We start from the raw sequence: 22,599 nt of genomic DNA on the forward strand, positions 1-22,599 counted from the left end.
TGAGAATTATCTCCCACTCCACACTGTTCTGTTATGCTTTGCCGTTACTCATACACATCATAATTTTCTCTTTCACAACTGTTTTCATAGCTTCTTTTGCAGGATTCATATATTTTCTTGTATCTGTCTCATTCGGATGTTCAACTAAATAACTACGTAATGCATCTGAAAATGGAATTTTAAGCTCTGTTGATATATTGACCTTTGCACAACCAAGTGAAATACATTTTTGGACATCTTCTTTAGAAATACCTGATGCACCATGTAATACAAGCGGAATATCCACTAGGTTTTTGATTTTTTCAAGACGATCAAAATCAAGATTTGGCACTGTTTCATAGACACCATGTCCTGTGCCAATCGCCACAGCTAGCGAATCAATACCCGTACGTTCCACAAATTCTTGAACAGTATCTGGATCTGTATAAGCCGCATCTGAAGCTTCAACAATTAAATCATCTTCCTGTCCCACTAATTTTCCAAGCTCCGCTTCAACTGTTGCCCCGTAACGATGTGCTTGTTCGACAACTTCTTTAGATATTGCAATATTATCTTCAAACGTACCATGTGAACCATCCACCATAACTGACTTAACACCTAGTTCGAGTGATTCTACAATCGATTCTAATGTTTCATGATGGTCCAAGTGCAAAGCAACCGGAACTCCACTCGTTTTTGCAGCTATCTCTGCAATGGCTTGAATATATTCGCGCCCTCCATATACCATTGTTCCCGGAGTAGCCGCAAGAATAACAGGCGATTTCAATTCGGCCGCCGCCTCGACAACCACTTGAATCGTCTCGAGATTATGAATATTAAACGCCGGAACAGCATACCCTTCCTTTCTAGCTTTAATCAGCATTTCTTTCGTATTGTGAACGTATCCCATCCTATTTCCCCCTAGTTATCGTTGTAGAATAGTTGCTTATTTTTGATAATCGTAAATCGTCACACCCTTAACAACACGACTAATCGCACCATCCGGGCTTGGATTATCCGGTGTAATCCCCAATTGAATTGATTTTTTCATTGCTAACGTCTGTGCAAATATCACATACAAGACAGCTAAATTAAAATCATTAGCAAACGACTCTGTTCCAGCATTTACAGTGACTACCCAATCGGCTAATCCTGCTACTTCCTCGTCTTCTGTTTCAGTAAGCGCAACAATTTTCATCCCCGACTTCGCTGCGGCTAATTCGCGTAAAATATCCAAATCATATTTTCGTGTATACGGATCCTGTGACATAAATAACGCCACCACTGATTTGTCATTCAAAATCGACTTAGGACCATGACGGAATCCAAGTGATGATTCATGAATCGCTACTACTTGCCCGCCCGATAATTCAAGCATTTTCAAAGCTGCTTCATGCGATAGTTGTGCAAGTGGACCTGACCCCAAATAAACAATTCGGTCAAAATCAAAGCCAAGTACTTCGTCAACCGCATCACCAAGCTGTTCAATGAATGTCTCCGCACTTGCAATCACTTGTTGTGCAACCGCTGGCGTGAAAACATCTTCCGTAAATAACGCATAAGCTGCCATAATCATACTTGTAAAGCTACTTGTCATCGCTAATGATTGGTCATTCGATTTTTCAGGCATCAACATCGTCATACAGTTAGCATCACCTTGAATATTTTTCGCTAACTGGCCGTCTTTGTTACAAGTAATAACGACTTGATAAAAGTCCTTCACAATCTCTTGTCCTAACGAAACCGTTGCCACACTTTCCGGACTATTGCCCGAGCGCGCAAATGACACCAAGATAGTCGGTGTATCCTTAAACAAATAAGCTGTTGGATTTGACACAATATCCGTTGTCGGAATTGATTCAAACTGAACGTTATGACGATTATGTCGTGCTAATTCTGGAACTAATGTGTCGCCGACAAAAGCAGAAGTTCCCGCACCTGTTAAAATGACACGTACACGGTCATGCTTGTTGTAAATAGAAGCCAAAAAATCTTTATATGTTGCTTGTTGCTCAAAAAACGCTGACACCAGTTCCTGCCATACAGCTGGCTGTTGGTGTATTTCCCTCGCCGTATGCACTGCATTATGTTCAATAATTTGTTCTGAAGTTAGATTAAACAATTTTACGCCTCCAATTTTATAATCTTTCATTTCGTCTGGTCATGTTGTCATAACCAGTCAAGGTACGAAGAAACTCCCTGAGGATGTTTCTTTTGGATGATTAACTCAATTCCACAGTATAATCAAATTTATCTCCACGTACGACGCTAATCGTATATTCAATTAAGATATCATTATGATAAGCATTGCGTTTGATCAACATTCCAGGCTGGTGGACGGCCATTTTTAAATGCTTCGCTTCTGCATCGCGCACACTAATTGCTGAAAATTTTTCGACTGCTTTTGTGACGCTCACTTGATAATCCTGAAAAAAGATTTCATACATAGGCCTTTCTACAAAGTCCTGTTCAGTTAATCCTGGAAAGACTTTTTTCGGTAAAAAAGATGCTTCATACATTAACGGTTCATCATTTGCTAAACGTAAACGAATGACTTGAAACACTTCATCAAAGGGCTTCAAATTCATGTTCGTTGCCAAACGTTCGTCTGCTACGATTTCGTTAAATTCTAGCACCCGCGTAGTAGGAACCTTGCCCATCTTCTTCATTTCTTCAGTAAAACTATATAACTTTACTAAATGTTGATTGATGGTTTTAGGTGCCACAAATGTTCCTTTGCCATGGAGTTTGTAAATATAGCCTTCTAGCGTCAATTCCTGCAAAGCTTGCCTGACAGTAATTCGACTTAAGCCGTAGATCTCACAAAATTCACGTTCAGAAGGCAATTTTTCATGTTCTTCATAATCCTGTTGCTCAATTTTCATAATTAGTTTATCCATCAATTGTAAATACAACGGGATTTTACTTCCTTTATCCAAAACGTGACATACACCTCCTGAACCTACATGGTTCTTTATCCAACTGGTTATAACCAGTCGGATATAGTATAGACTATAATCTTTTACATGTAAAGCTGTTGCAAGATACATAGTAATATAAACGCTGTTCAACTTTTCCTATTCACAGAAAGTGCTTCTACTGTATTCAATTAAAACTCTTTAAAAAACTATCTAAATGAATGACTTTACCATTTTGAAGTCTTGAGGCTTCAGCACCAAACGCTAGCAAATGGCTTTCGAGAGATACCGCAGCGGATGATCGGCTGCTATTTTCTGTGTAGTTTTGAGCTGCCTGTAAAAAGTCTCGAACAATGGCTTCATCGCCACCGCCATGGCCACTTTTCGGTTCCTTAAGCTTGGTAATTGTTTCGTTTTTCGTTAAAAAATCAAAAACAGAGATTGAGTTTTCATCCATTTTCCCTCTAATTTCACCTTTGGTCCCCATAATTTGTACAATACGTGTTTGCTCTCTAGTAAACCCACACATGCTAAATGTCGCCGTAGCGCCATTATCAAACTCCAGATTGACCACTTGATGATCAACAACATTATTATCAGAACGATAGACACATCTTCCATAGTCTGTTGTGTTTAACGCATGAATGATACCTTCTCGTGAATGATCGGTTGTAAACTTTTTCGCCCAGCCCATTCCTTCCCCTAAATAATAGCGTCCTGCATGAAACGCACAATCATTGGCGATGGGGCATCCATCCAAACAACGTAAAGGTCCATTTTCAGGTGCATTGGACTCCTTAAAATGCATCAGCGAACCAAAAGAACTGACACGCTTACATTTCTGGTCCATCAAATACATAAGGATATCCATATCATGACATGACTTTTGTAAAATCATCGGACTAGATTCATCGCAATTATTCCAATTTCCTCGCACAAAGCTATGTGACATGTGCATCACTTCAACATTTTCATTCAATTGAATCGATACAATATCACCAATTTTGCCTTCGTCAATAATCGCTTTAATAGATTGCCAGAATGGTGTATATCTAAGCACATGGCAAATTGTTAGTAATTTATTATGCTTTTTTGCAACTTCAACCATCGAAACGCATTCTTTCGGACTAGGTGACATGGGCTTTTCAAGTAAAACATGATACCCTTTTTCAATGGCTTTTACGGTTGGTTCATAATGCCCTCTATCTAATGTACAAATAAAAGCCACATCCGCTTCAATATCCTGCTCCAGCATTTCTTCCCAGGATGCGTAACATTGCTTTGGTGAAAGGGAATATTGTTTTGCAAATGCTTCCCTTCTCTCTGGAATCGCTTCTGCAACTGCCACAAACTCTAATTCATTTGGATAATTGTTCGCATAAGGCGCATAGGCTTTAGCACCTCTATCACCCGCGCCGATTAATATAGCTTTGATTCGCTTCATAATATCCCCGCCTTTTCTAATACTTTCTAAATTACTAGTAAAATTTGATAGTAAAACATTTATCCATGATAACATGGATTTATTATTCAGACTATACGGAATATAAAAATGTCCCCTATGCCACTGTTGGACATAGAGGATTCACTAGTACCATAATTATCCCTTCACAGATCCAGCCAGCAACCCTCTTACAAAATATTTCCCAAGAAAAATATAGACGAGTAAAGTGGGTAATGCTGCGAGTAATGCCCCCGCCATTTGTACGTTCCATTGCACAATCTGGCTTCCTGATAGATTTTGCAACGCCACCATAACCGGCTGCTTACTACCCGTTGTAATCGTAACGGCAAATAAGAATTCATTCCATATATTCGTGAATTGCCAGATTGCCACAACAACAAAACCAGTAATGGATAAGGGAATAATAATATGCCTAAAGACACCTAAGAAGTTGGCACCATCTATTTGGGCTGATTCTATCAGTTCATCAGGGATGCTTGCGTAAAAGTTTCTAAACATCAATGTAGTAATCGGTAAACCATAGACCACATGCACCAATATTAATCCAGGAATCGTATTATAAAGCTCAATCGTCCGCAAAAATTGAATCAATGGAATCAAAATACTTTGATAAGGAATAAACATTCCAAATAATATAAACGTAAACAATACATCAGAGCCTCTAAACTTCCATTTGGATAAAACATAGCCATTCATAGCTCCAAGCAGGGCAGACAGTAATGTCGCCGGGATGACTAAATAAAAACTATTTAATAGATTCGGAGCTAAGCTATCAAAAGCCATTTTATACGAATTAAAATCAAGTATTGTTGGCAATGCCCACATTTGATCGATTGAAACTTCCGACAGCGGCTTGAGACTTGTCACGATGATGACATAGATAGGTGTTAGAAAAAAAAGTGAAATTATGATTAATAAACTATATTTAACGATGCTTCCAATTCGGATTGACGCCATTATCTTTCACCCTTTCTACTACTCCATAAATAAGGAACAATAAATACGGCTACTAGCAGCAACATGATAATTGCGATGGCAGCGCCATTTGCATAATAATTTCCTCTAAATGTTGTTTCAAACATATACAGACCAGGCACATCTGTGACAAAATTGGCACCCGAACCTGTCATCGCATAAATTAAATCAAATATTTTCAAGGAAATATGTGCCATGATGATGACAACACTCATGGTAATCGGCATCAGCATAGGTAAAATAATTTTCATATACACTTGAAACTCTGTTGCCCCGTCCATTCTCGCAGCTTCTCGTAATTCATCGCCAATGCCGCGTAAGCCCGCTAAATACATCGCCAATGAAAATCCAGTCATTTGCCAAACAGCAGCAATGACAACCGCAATAATGGCAACAGGTAATCCAAACTCAATGCTTCCCCATTTGAAACCTGCTAAAATGGTAGTATCTGTATACCATTTAGGCTGGATACCAAATACATCCAAAAATTTATTAAAGCCCGTTGATGGATGTAACAGCCATTGCCAAACAACTCCAGTGACAATAAAGGACAATGCCATTGGAAATAAAAAGATGTTTCTAAAAACCGATTCTCCTTTTAGCTTCTGATCAAGTAAGATAGACAACGCTAAACCAAGTAAAATGACAGCACCAATAAAGAAGATAGTGAAAAATAAAGTGTTCCGTAAATCGGCCCGAAAACGGAAATCATTAAATAAATAGAGGTAGTTTTTCAGACCTGCAAATGAAAAGTCGGGAACAATCGTATTATAATTACTTAATGAAATATACCCCGTCCAACTAATAAATCCATAGACAAAAACCATAATAAAAATAATAGAGGGCAGTAAAAAGGCTATTGCTGTCAATTGATCTTTTGATACTTTCTTTTTTCTCTTAAGCTGCATATCCTTTTCCATAGTCCATCCTCCTCGATTTGAGGCTCCCAAAGTTAATAACTCTATAAAAATAGAGGGTGCCGCCAATCTATAAGGCTAGCACCCTCATTTTTTACATATCAGGTGCTGCATTTTGTAAAGCTTCTACAAAGTTCTTAACGTCTCTTTGTGTCACAAAAATATTAACAGCTTGATTTGCTTTTGTAACAAAGCCTTCTGATGCTGCTGAACCGTGCGCAAGGCTCGGGTACAATTGAGCAGTCTTGAAGTCTTCGATTGTATCTTTACCATAGTCATCGTATTTAGATGGGTCTGCATCAATCCTAGCTGGGATAGAACCCTTTAATGGATTAAATGCATCCTGACCTTCTACTGAACCGAGAACTGTTAAGAATTGTTTCGTAGACTCCACATTTTCAATTCCTTTTGGCAAGCCAAATGTATCTGTGATAACTGCGAAGTCTCCCACTGTGTCAGGGAATGCAAAATAGCCAAAGTCTTGATTTGTGACAAGTTTTAAGTCATTGACGAAATAGCCTTTCGCCCAGTCACCCATATTAATCATCGCTGCTTTCCCCTCTGCAACTAACTGTGCAGAGTCCTGCCAGTTACGTGATGCATGGTCTTCATTGACATAATCAAGGATTTTCCCAAATTTCTCTGCTGCAGCCACAACTCTTTCATCTGTGAAATCAATTTCACCCGCAAATAGTTGCAAATAGCCATCTCTTCCTAGTTCAGCTGCCAATACATTTTCAAAAATCATTGTTGCTTCCCATGATTCTTTATCGCCCAATGCTAATGGAACAACGCCAGCCGCTTGCAATTTGTCTGCTACTTCAAAAAACTCATCCAATGTTGTTGGAACTTCAATGCCGTGCTCGTCGAATACTGCCTTATTATAGAACATGACATTACCACGGTGAACGTTAACCGGAACGGAATAGATATTATCGCCATTACTCACAAGTTCTATTAAAGCTTCCGGGAATTTATCCAGCCAGCCATTTGCTTCATATAAATCATTGAGTGGAGCCATTTTGTCGGCTGCAACCCAACTTTTGTTCAGTTCTTCTCCACCATGTACTTGGAAAGTTGACGGTGGATCATTCCCTTGCATTCTTGTTGCTAGAACCGCTTTCGCGTTTGTTCCAGCTCCTCCCGCTACCGCCGCATTTTCAACTTTAATTTCTGGGTGAAGTTTGTTAAATAAGTCAATGAGCGCTAGAAGCCCATCCTCTTCACCAGCACCCGTCCACCAGCTAAAGATTTCAACAGGCCCTTCTGCACTTCCCCCACCCTTATCCTTCGATTTGTCTGGGGAATCAGATGTCGAATCTGAACTACACGCAGACACAACAAGTGCAAGTGCTAATAATACAAATAAGCCAAAAAACTTTTTCATAATGTTGCCCCCTTTTCTATTGATGGCGCTTACATTCTATATTGTATGATAATTCAGATGCACTAGGTTGATAAAGAACCTGCACTTTTCTACGTTTAGCTTCATTTTTCAAAGATGCTATCTTTATATTGCCTTGGAGAGCTATGAAAATACTTTTTAAATACGCGACTAAAATAATTGGGGTCTTTATAACCAACCATAAAACTAATTTCTTTTAGCGAATGGCTATTTTTCTCAATTAATTCTTTAGCGTGCTCCATTCGTGTCTTCGTTGAAAATTCGATAAAGGTTTCACCAAACTCTTCTTTAAAGAGATTGGAAAAGTAATTAGGGCTTAAATTCACAAAAGCTGCCACTTCTTCTAGTGTCATCCCTTGTGCATAATGCGCTTCTATATAGTACTTTGCTTTGGTCATAGATTGCTTGGTGTGGCAATAATCATTCATGTTCATACAACAGACATTCAAATACGTATACCAATCTTGATTGGATTGTAAAGATGATATGGAGCCGGCTATTGCAATATTACGCTTGGCAAATATCGTTTGTAACCGAATGTATAAGTTTTCTTTATCGTGCATCGCTAATACATGCTGGTTTTCTTTAAAAGCCATCAACGCTTCATCAGAATTACCCTTCTCAACTTCTTGCGTAATTTGTGCGACAATATCCTTCTGAAGCTGATTTTCTTGTAAAAAACCGTAATTACTTTTATGGTCCATTTTCAATTGAAAACTCGCTGTGTAAGCTTCGCGATATGATAACGCTAATTTCTCTAGCGAATCAGCACTCTGTCCAATCCCAATAAACACATTTCCTCCTAGTCCCATCTGTACATTCCTCACTACAGTCAATTGCTCCGCCTTTGTGACCAGCTCAGTTGTTAACACAAGGACAGCGATACTATCATTTGTTTCATAGAGCATAAACGGCTGATGAAGCTGTTGCTTAATATGTTGTACATCAAATACGCTATCTGAACTTAGCACAAAAAAATATCCTGCTGCCATGTGAGGAAATAGCTGCTTTTGCAAATCGAATGTCTCTTGCACAATCATCTGTTTCATCAATTTCCTCATAAACTTCTCTTTCAATAACTGTTGTTTTTCTTCTTCAATTTTCGCTTCATACATGATTTCCTTCTTCACGCGAAGTAGCGCCTGACTAATCTCCTCTTTCTTCCTCGGTTTTAACAGGTAATCCTTAATGCCAAATCGCATCGCTTGCTTGGCATATTCAAACGTATCAAAAGCTGATACCAAAATAAATTTGATAGTCGGTTGGGCAGCATGTATATGTTCGATAGCCTCCAAGCCGTTGATACCGGGCATTTTTATATCCATAAAAATAATATCCGGTTGTAGTTTTGCTGCTAACTCAATCACCATTCGTCCATTTGCGGCTTCCCCCACAACATCCATGTCCTCGAAATTCTCGCGGATAAACTTCTTCATCGCTTGTCGCTCGAGTACCTCATCATCAGCGATTACAATTCTCATCTTTCTCCCCCCCAATCATTTTAGGTATCAGTAAACGTACCGTAGTCCATTGTCCTTTTTCAGATTCAATTTCCACTACATATGTCGTTTGGTAAAATAATTGTAAGCGTCGAATGACATTCGTTAAACCAATCCCTGTGGAGTGCCCGACATGGTCATCCCTAACTGCTGCTAGTGTTAGTAAGTCTTCGATTTTGTCCAGTTCAATTCCTTCGCCATTATCTTTTACTTCGACGATGACATTTTTGGCTGTTTGCCGAACAGTAATAGCTATAACGCCGCCTTCTTCTCGCTCCTCAATGCCATGAATAAACGCATTTTCAACTAATGGTTGTAAGGTCAAACGCGGGATTTCAATGCTCAGGCATGTCTCATCGATTTCCGTCACAAATTGGATTCTTTCAGAAAATCGCGTCTGTTGAATCCGAAAATAATCCCCTACGATGGTTACTTCATCCTTCAGTGTCACATGGCTATCAATTTCCCCTAAACTATGGCGCAATATTGCTGCCACTGAATCGATAAGGCCTGAAGTGGCATGGGCATCTTCCAAATAAGCCATTTGTGAAATCGTATTAAGTGTATTAAATAAGAAATGCGGGTTAATTTGGTTTTGCAAATGCTTTAATTCCATCTCTTTAAGAAGCTGATCTAATTCTGACTGATCTTTAATTTCCTGAACGAGCCCATGAATGTTAGATCGCATATGATTGAAGGCATCTCCGAGTACCCTTAATTCATCATTCGATTGAATGTCTACTGGTTTTCCGATGAGATCTCCTTTGGCCACTTCCTTCGCCGCGCGTGATAGCTTATTCAATGGACTGGTAATCCCATTAGCAAACCATAGCGCAAAAAAGACGGCAAGCGCAATTGTTGTAAAAAATAAAAAGATAATAAATGTGAAGAAGTAGCCCTTCCTTTGTTGCAAATCAACATAAAAAGACTGATAAGCGGTTAATTCGACATCAATTAGCTCAAGTGCAGCTTCTTGAATATAGCCTGCTGCAATACGCACTTCCTCTAAATGGTCTGTATATTTTTCAATATCTCCCTTCAAGACAAATCCGATGGTCAGCTCACTTTCATGCATAAAGGTGTCAATTAAATTGATATAGTTTTTTACTTTAATCGTTTCGATATAACCGAATGTGTCTGCTAACTTTTCCTTATCCGTCGCTAGTTGCATTTTTTTAGCAAAATAAGCTAAAGCATTCTCATCCTCTGGTTCTATGACATATATTTTTGTAAACGCATATAGTTCATTGGACTTTTGTGAAATGGAGTTGAGCAATAAAAACCGTTGAAAGCTGACGTCATATTTATCGATAAGCTCTGTTGAACTAACGAAAATAGATATAGCCGTTACTTGAAATAGTAGAACAAAAACAAAAAAATACACAATTAGCTTCCCTCGGATTGTCTTCATCTACGTTCTCCTTGCAAAAACGCATCGGAATTTTCCTTTTCTACGACAATTGTTTGCGTAAAAATTTCACTTTCCAACAAATCACTCTGTTGTAAATTAATCATCGCTTCGATAGCCACTTGCCCCATCTTTTCTGGATATTGGGCAATTGTTGCATCAATTTTCTCTCTTTGAATCAAGTTAAGCGTTTCTGGCAAAATATCAAACGCTGTTAAATAGACATCCTTGTTCGGAGCGATTTCACGTAAACCTTCCACCATGCCAATGCCATCTAACGCGCTAAGACCTACCAATACATTGATAGCAGGATATTCTTTTAGCAAAGAGTATGTAGCCTGTGCTGCGCCCACTTGCGTAATATTTGATTCGCGAATACCGACAATTTGGATACGTTCTGTCTCTTGAATCGCGTCCTTGAATCCTTCTAGTCTCTCCTGCTGATTAATCGCATCAAAACGCCCTGTTACAATACCTACATATTGTTCGCCAGTCGTATTGGCAATCACTGTTTCCCCCGCAAGCTGGCCTGCGTAAAAATTATCGGTTCCTACATAGACTTTACGCACACTACTTTTCACATCCGTGTCAACAGTTACAATAGGAATTCCACGCTCTACACCTTTTAGAACTAGATCAACAAATCGTTGCCCCTCAACACCTTGTGTAATAATCCCATCTACCTTCACGGACACCATCCTGTCCAATAACTTGAGTAGCTGATCATTATCTGCCTTCAGGGGTCCAACATATTCCAAATAAATATCATGTTCTGCAGCTATCTTCCTTGCTCCTTTTTCAATTAAGCGCCAATACTCATTATCAATTTCCTCTGCCACTAACGCAAAGTGATAACGATAATTGTCGGAAGATCCTACTTCCTCTTCAATGTAAAATGTTTTATAGCCATAAACAATCATGCCTATAAAACTACTAATAAATAAAGTTCCACCCAATGTATATACAATTAGTCTTGAATACTTGTTCATCACACACCTACTTCACTAAATATTCTTTCAATCTATTGTCTAGTGAATGGTGACTTTTGGCAAGGCTAAAAAAATATAGGCTTCAAAATTCAACAGAGGCCCTCCTACAGTTGAACTATAGGAGGGCCTCTGTTGAATTAGGTTAAAATAAATATCTTGCCGAATAAATGATTATCGAAACAGTGATGGCGCTAATTAAAGTGGAAAATAATACGATTTGGGCTGCCAAATCAGGGTGATTATTATACTCCTGAGCTATAACCGCACTGTTTACCGATGTTGGCATTGCCGAACCAATTAATAAGGCTTGTGCTACGATACCATCCACCTTGAATAAGAAAATAATTGCCAAAGCAATCATCGGTCCAACAGCTAATCTGAGGAGTAAACTATAGTAGATGGAAGATAGCCCTGCACTGAATTTAATTTGGGCAACTTGAGCACCAAGCGTTAATAATGCAAACGCAATCATAGCGTCGGCAATATAATTTGCTGGCACCCAAATAAATGACGGAATCGGAATACTAAAAACATTTGTGGCAACTCCCGCCAACATCGCATACAGCACCGGCATTTTAAAATATCCAAGTGCCGCTTTCAATTTTCCTACTTGAATCGATTGAAGAGAAAAAATACCGTATGAAAATAAAAAAATGTTTTGCAGTGTGAGCATAATCACTTGGATAGACATAGCTAATGGATCACTTTTGAATACTAAATCATTTACAGGGACACCGTAATTACCTGAGTTAAAGAACATAACGCTATTTGAAAAGGTGGTCCTCTCTCCTGTTTCCAAACCTATCATTTTACCGACAAAGTGAGATATACAATAGAGAAGCGCTACATAGAGTATGAAAAAAAGTAATATATTCCCGAATAAGCTGGCAGAAATTTGTGTACTGTGTAACTTAACAAAGATGAAACCCGGTACGAGAAAGTAAATATTCAATCTTGCTAATGTTTGTAAGTTCAGTTCAAATTTCTTTTGCAATAAAAACCCAATACCCATAATCACAAAAATAGGTAACAGGATATCTTTTAAAATAACAAATAGTTCTACCAAACAGTTCCCTTCCTTCTAGTGATTGCCAAGTAACGTTTACTCGGCAATCACATCACTCCTTTAACTGCATCCACACTTGTTCATATACCTTCTTCAACGCTATATTATGCTGTTCAGCGATTTTTTTACACTCCTCAAATTCTGGAGAGCTTTGAATGACTTGACCATCATAAATCCCTTCCTTGACAGTAACAGTGCCCCATTTAATTGTTACTGTTCGAAACTTTCTTTCTAGGCGATGCACGGATAATGGATAATAACGCACACCTAATGTCGTTGTTTCTGTAAATAATATGTGCTTCATTTTCTCAAGATTTTCTTGTGAACAAAGTAATTGTAACAATATCCCAGGTCTGTTTTTCTTCATATAAATAGATGTGTAATACACATCATTTGCCCCAGATTCAATGAGTAAATCCATCAGATAGCCAAGCAACTCACCAGAGATATCATCAAGATTGACTTCCATCTTCAACATTTCATGATCGATATGCGCATGATTAGGTGGGTGGTTCGAAGTCACTGTCAACACTCCTTTTCTTTAGGCTGCGCTAACCGATGGATTAAAACAGCATTGAATGCCCCGCCAAATCCATTATCAATATTTACAACACTAATGCCTGAAGCACAGGAATTTAACATGGTTAACAGTCCAGCTAAACCGTTAAAACTCGCTCCATAGCCAACACTTGTGGGGACAGCAATGACAGGATGTGACACAAGTCCACCTACTACACTAGGAAGCGCACCATCCATCCCAGCAACAACAATCGAAACTGTTGCCTGTTGGATTTCTTCAATATTATCAAAGAGGCGATGAATGCCGGCTACTCCTACATCATAAAATCGTCGGACTTCACAACCAAATGCTTCCGCAGTAACAGCTGCTTCTTCCGCTACCCGTAAATCAGATGTCCCTGCACACACTACAGCGATGTAGCCCGTTTGAAACTCCTTCTTTATTTTGCGTTCAGAATAGATAATTTGTGATTGCTCATCGTACATCAAGTCTGTATGTTGCTCGAGCACTTCAATCGATTTTTCTTTCGACATACGTGTGACTAATACAGCATTGCCCTTTGCCCGAATCGCTGTAATAATCGCAGAGATTTGTTCAGCAGATTTCCCTTCACCATAAATCGTTTCAGGAAATCCTTGGCGTTTCTCACGATGATGATCGACTTTGGCAAATCCTAAGTTTTCATACGTAGCCAACTTTTCCTTGGCCTCTTCTATACTGAGTGTCCCTAGTTGAACTTGTTTCAATATTTCTTCCATCTCTCATCCACCTTACTCATTGTCAAATTCCGATCAAAAGTACTTCGCTAAGTCTTTAGCAATCATCTCATACTTTTCAAATGCTTTTCTATAGATGTCATGATTTTGTTGATTAGGTTTAATGATGGCTTCGATTGGTATATTATGCTTAATATCTTCAAATGAATCCACTTTTCCAACGGCCACTAATGCTGTCCAAGCTGCTCCCCACGCCGCGCTATGGTGGCTTTCAGAAAGATACACTTCTTTGCCAAAGACATCTGCTAGCATTTGCACCCATAATGGAGATCTAGCCAAACCACCATTGACAAATAGTTTATCAGGTTCTCCCGCTTGGCGTTCGAGTGCTTTTCCAATATGGTATAGATTATACGTAATCCCTTCCAAAACCGCACGAACTAAGTGTTCCTTTTTATGCGTGATAGAAAGTCCAAAGAAGTTGCCCTTTGCTTCCTGATTCCATAGTGGAGCCCGCTCTCCATTTATATAAGGAAGGAATAATAATCCTTCTGCACCAGGAGCAACTTGTTCTGCTTCTGCAGTTAATTCATCAAAACTGCCCCCATATTCAATCAACTCTTTCAACCATTGCAACGCAATTCCACCATTATTAGTAGGACCACCGATAATAGAAAGATCTCTTGTAAATGCATAACAAAAAGTTTCCTGATGTTCACTGACATCAAAGCCAGTAATCATTTGTCGAATAGCTCCACTTGTACCAGCAGATATCGCCACTTCCCCAGGGGAAATCGCCCCACTTCCTAAATTCGACAATTGCCCATCCGCCGAGCCAATGACCACCGGCATATTACTTGAAATCCCCATTTCTGCTGCAATTCCTTTGTCAATTCCCATTAAGATTTCCGTCGGCGGCACAATGTCGGACAGTTGCTTTTTATCAACTCCTGCAAGAGCCAATGCTTGCTCATCCCAATCAAAAGTAGTCATATTAAATAGACCCGTAGCAGATGCCATCGAGTAATCTATCAGTCTACGGCCAAACCACTTTTGAATGATGTATTCTTTTGTGGACATGAAGTAACTAGCTTGCTGATAAGGCTCAAAAGCCGTCTCTTTCATCCATAGCAATTTACTGAGCGGTGACATCGGGTGATTTGGCAACCCAGTTTTTGCATAAATTTCATTGCCTACTGTTTTCTTTAGTTCTTGTGCTTGCTCGTTACTTCTACCATCAGCCCAAATGATGGCCTGTGATAAAGGTTGATAATGCTCATCAACACAAATCAGCGCATGCATGGCACAAGAAATTCCCAGTGTCAGCAACTCATCTTGCTTACTATTGGCTTTAGCGATGACATCTTTCATAGCCCCGACAGCTGCTTGTTCAATTTCTACTGGATCTTGTTCGACCCAGCCTACATGCGGATAATAAGATGTAATCATTCTTTCCGCTTCAGCCACTAACTTCCCATTTAATTCAAAAATAACTGCTTTAGCACTTGTTGTACCGATATCTAGTGCTATTACTAATTCTCTTGCCATATTCGCTCTCCCTCTCTAAATTGAAAACGCCCATATGTTCGTTATACATTAATGACCACATGACTGAAGCAAGAACCCCTGACACCGCCCACGGGATAAAAGCAATAGCTCGTACTAAGCCCCTGAATTTAAATGTTTGATTGAGTAATAGTGCAAAAATCATTCCAAACACTAACTGCAGACCTACTTCCGAAACAACCCACTTCAAACTATTCCATAGACTTGGAATAAATAATTTGTCGTCCGTAAATATTTTTACGAAGTTGTCGAAACCAGCAAATTTATTATAAAAAGGTGCTGAGATGTCATAGTGTTGAAAGCTGTAATAAAATACTGTTCCAATCGGGTAGAATAAAAACGTTGCGATAATTAAAAATGACGGCAAGATGAAGAAATAAGGAATCCAATTATCCATTTTAAACTTCCGATTTACTTTTAGACTTCCACTCGATTGCGGTAAGCTCATTCTCACTCCTCCTTCTCTTTCTTAAGGTTGGTCTAAGTGTAAATGAAACCGCTTTCTTTTAGAAGTTGATATTTTAAGTATTTAGTTAACTTCTTTAACACGTTAAATTTCTTTACCGTCTCGTTTTTCGCTAAAATACACCATAATACCTCTAATAGGTACTATGGTGGTGTTTATAAAAGAAAATAAGCAACAGTCGTTCCTATTCCTCCGAGAAGCAGCGCATATGGCAAATTGTTTAGGGTAATTCTATATGGACTTTGATTGGTATCCATTGCTGTCAGTGTCACAACCAAGCCATATGTACCTACAGTCAATGTAGAAATTGCACTCGTAACCATAACAATTGCTAGGCTAAGCGGATTATAGACGTCTAGTAAACTGCCGATTAAACTAGTCAATATCCCAATTGTTGCAATCGGGTGAATCCCAAACATACTAAGCAAGATAAATAAAGCTTGGATCATAAAAAAGACTAGCAATGGATATTCTGCAACAAGAAAGATTGGCTTCTCAATTACCTCTAAAAAAGTAGAGGTACTAATACTATTTGAAAAAAAGGACAGTGAAATAAATAAGATTATAAAATTTTGCATTGTATTTGTTTTCATTTTCCACGTACTCCAACCGATAATCCAAAAACTTCTTCCCCTCTTTATAATAAATGACCAAATGAAAGTAAACGGAAAGATAAGAAGTGTCACTGTCAAAATAAAATCAATTTTAAAAAATGTCCCACAGACAATAACTAACACCAGAAATAGCACTAGCGCACTTGATAGATGAGCAATTTTTTTAGCCAAACCTTTGACATCGATATCCCTGGACAGCTTTTTACTTGGACTAGCATATTTTCTAAAATGATAGCGTCCCCAAAGTGAGTCAATTGTAAATGTAACTACGGCAATCAATAATAACCAAGGTAGGATTGCTACATAAGAAACGCCTGTTACAAAGATTGATAAGACAACTAATATTTCAAGAGGACTCCATAGTAAAGCTAAGGTAAATCCCCTTAATGTTGATGTACTAATGAATGAATCTCGCACTTTTTTATTTAATTGCGCTAAATTAGCTTTCAATACATCTTGTGAAATCGTAACCGCCGATAAATTTAGAAATGCTGCTAGCGTAAGCGTTGTTGCTGAGCCACGTACATACAACTTACCAACATCTGCTACATTCGCCTTCATTAAATTGTTTAGGCTCTGATCAAATCGCCCGCTTCTGACAACACTATTCATCCAAGGTAACATGGCTAAAAGAGTCAGCAACGCCATATTAGATGTTAATACACTTGGAATTGCAAGAACTTCTTGTCCTGATGTAACGTATAAACAAGCCCCTACAACAATGAATGCAGCACTTAGTATCCTAAATAATCTTGATGCTCCAACAAAAGAAATTAGCAACATGGCGATAGCAAGTAAACCAATTAAATAATTCAAACGCTCGCTGGCGATAAATATATTTGCGATGTGCAGGACAAATACGAATGTGTAAAAAATATATAAGTATTGAAACACCGAATACTGCTTCATGTTGACCTCCTAAAACCTAATCCTCTCGTTTATCTAAATGAACTTTAGACGACAGTGATTATTCTCCAATAATAACTCGAAGTACATTTGGATGCTTTGGAAAAGTTTTGGTTCCTGCTCCGTAGCCGATGGACTGTACTCTCATAGCCGGTAATGTACAGTAACTTTCAGCAAGTACCGCTACAATTGCCGCCCCCGTAGGTGTTGCTAGCTCTCCTCTTACTTCACTTTCCGCAATCGGTATGCCTAGCAAAATTTCTAGTGTAGCAGGTGCTGGTACTGGATAAACGCCATGATCAATATGAATTCTGCCTGAGCCCACTGGAATAGCAGATGATTTAATACTATCTATCTGCAGCTGTTCAAGTAATATTGCTACACCCACAATATCGATAATCGAATCAACTGCTCCTACCTCATGAAAATGAACATCTTCAAGTGCTACGCCATGGATTTTACCTTCTGCTTGTCCAATTTTTTTAAAGATATCTACTGCATTACTTTCTACTCGTTCGGAAAAATTAGCTGATTTAATAAGCTTGACAATTTCCTGATAGGAGCGATGGTCATGGCTATGCTCGTGATGATGATCGTGCTCATGGTTTTGACTATGCCCGTGAATGTGAACATCATTTGTTAACAAAACATCAAACTTTGTACTGGTGATGCCATTTTTAACAACTTTATTGAATTTTAATTCATACTCTTTTTCCATATTCAGCTTTTTCAACTCTGTTTCGAGATGGACTGGGTCCCCTCCTGCATCTATCAGAGCCCCGATAACCATATCGCCACTAATTCCTGAAAAACAATCAAAATATAATATTCTCATTTTAATAAATCCTTTCTATGCTATGATATATTTATGGTGGCATTGCTTTGACTACCAAACAAAGTAATTTTATTATATCAATAAGACATTTATGCATTAGTATAATTAAGTCGGGAGGATAAAGATGATTACTGGCGATGGTGCTTATATAAAAAAAATTAATAGAAGTATAATTTTAAGCAAAATAATTGAGTGTGGCATGATTTCGAGAGCAGACTTATCAAAGATTACTGGCTTAAACAAAGCTACAATTTCTATTCAAGTTTCTGATTTACTAGGTGAAAACTTGATTTGTGAAACAACTCTTGAGCATAATGTTGTTGGTAGGAGACCGATCATGCTGTCGATCAACAAAGAGGCAGGTTATGTGTTAGGAATTGATCTTGATTATAAACATATTCAATACACAGTCTCTGACTTAGGCGGTAATCCAGTTCGTTACGACTCTATCGCTTTAGAAACAGATGATTATGAAGATATCGTCCATCTGCTTATTAAGCATATTAAAGAGTATCAAAACGATTATTCAAACAGTTATTATGGGTTAGTTAGTGTGATGATTGGTATCCATGGAACTGTAAATAAAGATGATAGCATCTATTTTGTACCTACCTATCAATGGAAAAATAAATCCCTAAAGACTGACCTAAATAAAGAATTAGCAATAACTATATCGATTCAAAATAACGCAAACCTATCTGCTTATGCCGAACGAGTCTATAAACACCATGAGAGCAACAACTTACTTTGCATCATTCTAACCTCTGGAATTGGTTCAGGGATTATGATTGACGGCAAACTTCTTAAAGGTTTTCATGGCTATGCTGGTGAAATGGGACATATGATTATTTCCAAGGACGGTGAAGAATGTCGCTGCGGAAATAATGGCTGCTGGGAGCTCTATTCATCTGAACCAAGCCTACTTGCACGATTATCAAAGCAGCTAGACATCTCAAAGCTAACCCCTGATGATGTAATAACTCTGATAGCCAAGCAAGATCCTATTACCCTTCAGATAATGAAGCAATATATAATTGATCTGTCTATCGGCCTAAATAATATCATTAATATATATAATCCAGAAACATTAGTGTTAACGAGTGAACTGTTAAAAATGTATCCAAATGCAATCGATGAAATTAAAAGTAATTTAAATTCCACTGTAAGTCAGTTTGGCGATATAGTTATCTCCGATTTTGGAAATAGTTCCTGTGCCATGGGTGCATGTGCGCTAGCTATTCAACGTTTTTTAGAAGTGCCAGAACTGATCTTAACACCGACAGAGGATGCTGTTTTAATCAAATAATATTACATTAATAAAAAATAGATCTCCCTATCTGCAAAATAGAGAGATCTATTTTTTGTGAGCTGCATTATTTCTTATTTAGAACCAATTCGTATGGAATGTACCCTCTTTGTCCTTGCGTTCATAAGTGTGAGCACCAAAGTAATCACGCTGTGCTTGAATTAAATTCGCGGGTAAATCTTCTGCACGATAGCTATCATAGTAAGCAATAGCACTTGAGAAGCATGGGACTGGAATTCCTTGTTGAATGGCCACAGATACAACTTCACGTAATGCAGATTGATAGTCACCCGCGATATTTTTAAAGTAAGGATCCAATAATAAGTTTTCTAGGCCAGGTTCACGGTCATAGGCATCTTTAATATTTTGTAAAAATTGAGCACGGATGATACAGCCTCCACGCCAAATCATTGCGATATCGCCATAGCTCAGATCCCAGCCATTTTCCTCTGAATGAGCACGCATTTGCGCAAATCCTTGTGCGTAAGAACAAATTTTACTCATAAACAATGCTTTTCTTACAGCTTCAATAAGAGCTTCTTTATTGCCCTCATACTTTGCCACTTCAGGTGCAATGAGCACTTTACTCGCTCGTACACGCTCATCTTTCATTGAAGAAATACAACGGGCAAACACGGATTCAGTAATTAGTGGCAGTGGAACGCCTAAATCTAGAGCATTTTTGCTTGTCCACATACCTGTTCCTTTTTGGCCCGCTTTATCTAAAATAAGGTCCACAATCGGTTGACCTGTTTCTTCATCTTTTTTTGTAAAGATTTCAGCAGTGATTTCAATTAAGTAGCTATCTAATTCACCTTTGTTCCATTCTGTAAAGACCTCATGTAGTTCCTCAGCTTGCAAACCTAATACATGTTTCAAGATAAAGTATGCTTCACCAATTAATTGCATATCTCCATACTCAATTCCATTGTGTACCATTTTAACATAATGCCCTGCACCTTCTGGTCCAATATAGGCACTACAAGGCTTGCCGTCTACTTTTGCTGCAATCGCATCAAAAATAGGTGCTACTAAGTCATATGCTTCTTTTTGTCCTCCTGGCATGATTGAAGGACCATTTAGTGCGCCTTCTTCCCCACCAGAAACACCCGTTCCAATAAAGTGGATACCCGTTTTCTCTAATTCTTTATTTCGACGATTTGTATCTTCAAACAGTGTATTTCCGCCATCTATTAAGATGTCGCCTTTCTCAAGATACGGTTGCAATGATGCAATCGTAGCATCTGTTGCGGATCCTGCTTGAACCATTAGCATAATTTTACGTGGTACTTCCAGTGAATTAACAAACTCCTCAATGCTAGTAGCACCAAAAAAGTTCTTGCCTTTTGCTTCATTTGCTAAAAATTCCTCTGTTTTTGAAGCTGTGCGATTGTAGACAGCAACAGAATTCCCTCTGCTTTCAATATTTAAAGCTAAATTTCTCCCCATAACTGCTAAACCAATAACACCGATTTGTTGTTTTGACATTGTTCTTCTTCCTTTCTATTTTTCAAATTTTTACGGTGGTAGTCAGATAAATAATTCTTAAAGTCTAAAATAACGCTTGGCATTATCATAGCAAATGTTGGTTACATACTTCTCCAGTAACGCCATATCCTTTGGTACCTTACCTTCTTCCACCCAAGTTCCTAGCAGATTGCATAGAATCCGTCTGAAATACTCGTGTCTCGGAAATGACAGAAAACTTCTTGAATCTGTTAACATACCGATAAAGTTACTGATGAGTCCTGTATTTGCCAACATTTTCATCTGACTTTCCATACCATCAATTGTATCATTAAACCACCAAGCCGTTCCAAACTGGACTTTTCCCGCAATTTCTGAGTTTTGATAATTTCCTGCCATTGCAGCAAGCACTGCATTATCATTGGCATTTAGACTATACAGCACTGTTCTAGGTAGTTTATCTTTGCTTTCCAACGCATTTAAGAAGTTAGATAATTTGTCAGCGATGAGTACATCTCCTATTGAATCGAAACCAGTATCTGGGCCAAGTAAACTAAGCATTCTTGTATTGTTATTTCTTAGAGCGCTTAAGTGGAGCTGCATTACCCAGCCTTTGTCGGCATACAATTCACCTAGTGTTAGAAGAGTATACGTTTTATATTGTTCAATTTCATTAGCAGTCAATTCCTCACCTTGTAAGCGTTTCCGGAAAACTGTTGCTGCTTGTTCTTTTGTTGCTTTCGCATAAAACATAACATCTATACCGTGGTCAGAACTTCTACAACCATGCCCATCAAAATAATCCACCCGGCTTGCTAAAGCATCTAATAACGCATCGTAGGTTTCAATAGATGAATTTGTTGCCTGCTCTAACTTCCCTACCCATGAAAAGAACTCGTCTTTATCAATATTTAACCCTTTGTCTGGTCGGAATGAAGGTGAGACATTAATTTCGAAATCTTCATTATGTAATGCTATATGGCTTGCTAAATCATCTGTTGGATCATCTGTTGTACCGACAAATTCGACTTTATCTTTTTTCAGGAGTGATCGGACGGACATGTCTTTTGTTGCTAATTTCCGATTAGCTTCTTCCCAAATAGCTGGTGCTGACTGTTCATTCAACACCACATCAATATCAAAATAATGAAGTAATTCTAAATGCGTCCAGTGGTATAAGGGGTTGCCAAACGTATTGGGAACCGTTTTAGACCATGCTAAAAATTTTTCATAATCACTTTTTTCACCTGTAATATAATCTTCATCAATACCGTTAGCCCGCATGGCTCTCCATTTATAGTGATCTCCACCTAGCCAGATATCAGACAGGCTAGTAAAGTTCTTATCTTGTAAAATTTCCTTTTGATTTAAATGGTTATGATAATCGATAATCGGTAAATCCTTAGCCGTACCATGAAACAGGATTTTTGCTGTGTCATTGAACAGTAAAAAATCATCCGTTATAAAAGTTTTCAACGTCATCATCCTTTTATTTTTCATTAGTTTGTCTGGTAAACAAACTGAATAGCATCTATCATATATAATAGATGTAACTGTATTACTTTACAAGACTTTATCATAC

Annotated in this window: 20 protein-coding genes; 1 reads left to right on the forward strand and 19 read right to left on the reverse strand. The window is 38.3% G+C overall.

Annotated features, from left to right (window positions below):
- Nucleotides 1-31: 31 nt before the first annotated feature.
- The 17 genes from R2B72_RS06575 to R2B72_RS06655 form a co-directional block, all read right to left on the reverse strand.
- Complete coding sequence (locus R2B72_RS06575; RefSeq protein WP_318615614.1) at nt 32-889, reverse strand: tagatose-bisphosphate aldolase subunit GatY; 858 nt, start codon at nt 887-889, stop codon at nt 32-34.
- Between the two features lie 36 nt (nt 890-925).
- Nucleotides 926-2,101, reverse strand: a complete 1,176-nt coding sequence (locus R2B72_RS06580) for an SIS domain-containing protein (protein ID WP_318615615.1) — start codon at nt 2,099-2,101, stop codon at nt 926-928.
- Between the two features lie 100 nt (nt 2,102-2,201).
- Nucleotides 2,202-2,918, reverse strand: coding sequence for a GntR family transcriptional regulator (locus tag R2B72_RS06585; protein WP_318615616.1), 717 nt, complete (start codon nt 2,916-2,918; stop codon nt 2,202-2,204).
- Nucleotides 2,919-3,084: 166 nt separating this feature from the next.
- Nucleotides 3,085-4,341 (reverse strand): Gfo/Idh/MocA family oxidoreductase, encoded by a 1,257-nt coding sequence (locus R2B72_RS06590; protein WP_318615617.1) that lies wholly within the window; start codon nt 4,339-4,341, stop codon nt 3,085-3,087.
- Between the two features lie 156 nt (nt 4,342-4,497).
- Nucleotides 4,498-5,319, reverse strand: a complete 822-nt coding sequence (locus R2B72_RS06595) for a carbohydrate ABC transporter permease (RefSeq protein WP_318615618.1) — start codon at nt 5,317-5,319, stop codon at nt 4,498-4,500.
- Nucleotides 5,319-6,257: a sugar ABC transporter permease gene (locus tag R2B72_RS06600; protein WP_318615619.1), complete on the reverse strand. Its 939-nt coding sequence runs from the start codon at nt 6,255-6,257 to the stop codon at nt 5,319-5,321. Before R2B72_RS06600 ends, R2B72_RS06595 begins: the two co-directional genes overlap by 1 nt.
- Before the next feature lie 91 nt (nt 6,258-6,348).
- On the reverse strand, nt 6,349-7,641 hold the full coding sequence (locus R2B72_RS06605) for an ABC transporter substrate-binding protein (protein WP_318615620.1): 1,293 nt from the start codon (nt 7,639-7,641) through the stop codon (nt 6,349-6,351).
- Between the two features lie 101 nt (nt 7,642-7,742).
- Nucleotides 7,743-9,140 carry a response regulator gene (locus R2B72_RS06610; protein WP_318615621.1) on the reverse strand — a complete coding sequence of 466 codons (1,398 nt, stop codon included), beginning with the start codon at nt 9,138-9,140 and terminating at the stop codon, nt 7,743-7,745.
- A complete protein-coding gene (locus tag R2B72_RS06615) occupies nt 9,121-10,569 on the reverse strand; it encodes a sensor histidine kinase (RefSeq protein ID WP_318615622.1) in 1,449 nt (482 codons plus the stop codon). Before R2B72_RS06615 ends, R2B72_RS06610 begins: the two co-directional genes overlap by 20 nt.
- On the reverse strand, nt 10,566-11,555 hold the full coding sequence (locus tag R2B72_RS06620; RefSeq protein WP_318615623.1) for a substrate-binding domain-containing protein: 990 nt from the start codon (nt 11,553-11,555) through the stop codon (nt 10,566-10,568). The genes R2B72_RS06615 and R2B72_RS06620 overlap by 4 nt, the downstream gene beginning before the upstream one ends.
- A gap of 142 nt (nt 11,556-11,697) precedes the next feature.
- On the reverse strand, nt 11,698-12,621 hold the full coding sequence (locus R2B72_RS06625; protein ID WP_318615624.1) for an AEC family transporter: 924 nt from the start codon (nt 12,619-12,621) through the stop codon (nt 11,698-11,700).
- A gap of 52 nt (nt 12,622-12,673) precedes the next feature.
- Entirely contained in the window at nt 12,674-13,144 is a 471-nt protein-coding gene (gene larC, locus R2B72_RS06630; RefSeq protein ID WP_318615625.1) for a nickel insertion protein, read from the reverse strand.
- A 2-nt stretch (nt 13,145-13,146) separates the two neighbouring features.
- Nucleotides 13,147-13,899 carry a nickel pincer cofactor biosynthesis protein LarB gene (gene larB, locus R2B72_RS06635; RefSeq protein ID WP_318615626.1) on the reverse strand — a complete coding sequence of 251 codons (753 nt, stop codon included), beginning with the start codon at nt 13,897-13,899 and terminating at the stop codon, nt 13,147-13,149.
- A 33-nt stretch (nt 13,900-13,932) separates the two neighbouring features.
- Complete coding sequence (locus R2B72_RS06640; RefSeq protein WP_318615627.1) at nt 13,933-15,405, reverse strand: gluconokinase; 1,473 nt, start codon at nt 15,403-15,405, stop codon at nt 13,933-13,935.
- Nucleotides 15,356-15,871, reverse strand: a complete 516-nt coding sequence (locus tag R2B72_RS06645; RefSeq protein WP_318615628.1) for a sugar ABC transporter permease — start codon at nt 15,869-15,871, stop codon at nt 15,356-15,358. The genes R2B72_RS06640 and R2B72_RS06645 overlap by 50 nt, the downstream gene beginning before the upstream one ends.
- Nucleotides 15,872-16,044: 173 nt before the next feature.
- On the reverse strand, nt 16,045-17,412 hold the full coding sequence (locus R2B72_RS06650; RefSeq protein WP_318615630.1) for a hypothetical protein: 1,368 nt from the start codon (nt 17,410-17,412) through the stop codon (nt 16,045-16,047).
- Between the two features lie 58 nt (nt 17,413-17,470).
- On the reverse strand, nt 17,471-18,244 hold the full coding sequence (locus R2B72_RS06655) for a LarC family nickel insertion protein (protein WP_318615631.1): 774 nt from the start codon (nt 18,242-18,244) through the stop codon (nt 17,471-17,473).
- A gap of 124 nt (nt 18,245-18,368) precedes the next feature.
- Between R2B72_RS06655 and R2B72_RS06660 the strand changes: the two genes are divergently transcribed.
- Nucleotides 18,369-19,550: an ROK family protein gene (locus R2B72_RS06660; protein ID WP_318615634.1), complete on the forward strand. Its 1,182-nt coding sequence runs from the start codon at nt 18,369-18,371 to the stop codon at nt 19,548-19,550.
- Nucleotides 19,551-19,628: 78 nt separating this feature from the next.
- Here the strand turns inward: R2B72_RS06660 and gndA are convergent, their stop codons facing one another.
- Complete coding sequence (gndA, locus tag R2B72_RS06665; protein ID WP_318615636.1) at nt 19,629-21,038, reverse strand: NADP-dependent phosphogluconate dehydrogenase; 1,410 nt, start codon at nt 21,036-21,038, stop codon at nt 19,629-19,631.
- A 57-nt stretch (nt 21,039-21,095) separates the two neighbouring features.
- Complete coding sequence (gene uxaC, locus R2B72_RS06670) at nt 21,096-22,493, reverse strand: glucuronate isomerase (RefSeq protein WP_412177801.1); 1,398 nt, start codon at nt 22,491-22,493, stop codon at nt 21,096-21,098.
- Nucleotides 22,494-22,599: the final 106 nt, after the last annotated feature.

It is taken from the genome of Sporosarcina sp. YIM B06819 (assembly GCF_033485175.1).
Taxonomy (GTDB): Bacteria; Bacillota; Bacilli; order Bacillales_A; family Planococcaceae; genus Sporosarcina.

Excerpts from the sequence above, each read along its gene's own strand:
- R2B72_RS06575 (WP_318615614.1), bottom strand. The coding sequence starts at position 889 with ATGGGATACGTTCACAATACGAAAGAAATGCTGATTAAAGCTAGAAAG.
- R2B72_RS06590 (WP_318615617.1), bottom strand. The coding sequence starts at position 4,341 with ATGAAGCGAATCAAAGCTATATTAATCGGCGCGGGTGATAGAGGTGCT.
- R2B72_RS06595 (WP_318615618.1), bottom strand. The coding sequence starts at position 5,319 with ATGGCGTCAATCCGAATTGGAAGCATCGTTAAATATAGTTTATTAATC.
- R2B72_RS06600 (WP_318615619.1), bottom strand. The coding sequence starts at position 6,257 with ATGGAAAAGGATATGCAGCTTAAGAGAAAAAAGAAAGTATCAAAAGAT.
- R2B72_RS06605 (WP_318615620.1), bottom strand. The coding sequence starts at position 7,641 with ATGAAAAAGTTTTTTGGCTTATTTGTATTATTAGCACTTGCACTTGTT.
- R2B72_RS06610 (WP_318615621.1), bottom strand. The coding sequence starts at position 9,140 with ATGAGAATTGTAATCGCTGATGATGAGGTACTCGAGCGACAAGCGATG.
- R2B72_RS06615 (WP_318615622.1), bottom strand. The coding sequence starts at position 10,569 with ATGAAGACAATCCGAGGGAAGCTAATTGTGTATTTTTTTGTTTTTGTT.
- R2B72_RS06620 (WP_318615623.1), bottom strand. The coding sequence starts at position 11,555 with ATGAACAAGTATTCAAGACTAATTGTATATACATTGGGTGGAACTTTA.
- larB (WP_318615626.1), bottom strand. The coding sequence starts at position 13,899 with ATGGAAGAAATATTGAAACAAGTTCAACTAGGGACACTCAGTATAGAA.
- R2B72_RS06640 (WP_318615627.1), bottom strand. The coding sequence starts at position 15,405 with ATGGCAAGAGAATTAGTAATAGCACTAGATATCGGTACAACAAGTGCT.
- R2B72_RS06645 (WP_318615628.1), bottom strand. The coding sequence starts at position 15,871 with ATGAGCTTACCGCAATCGAGTGGAAGTCTAAAAGTAAATCGGAAGTTT.
- R2B72_RS06650 (WP_318615630.1), bottom strand. The coding sequence starts at position 17,412 with ATGAAGCAGTATTCGGTGTTTCAATACTTATATATTTTTTACACATTC.
- R2B72_RS06655 (WP_318615631.1), bottom strand. The coding sequence starts at position 18,244 with ATGAGAATATTATATTTTGATTGTTTTTCAGGAATTAGTGGCGATATG.
- R2B72_RS06660 (WP_318615634.1), top strand. The coding sequence starts at position 18,369 with ATGATTACTGGCGATGGTGCTTATATAAAAAAAATTAATAGAAGTATA.
- gndA (WP_318615636.1), bottom strand. The coding sequence starts at position 21,038 with ATGTCAAAACAACAAATCGGTGTTATTGGTTTAGCAGTTATGGGGAGA.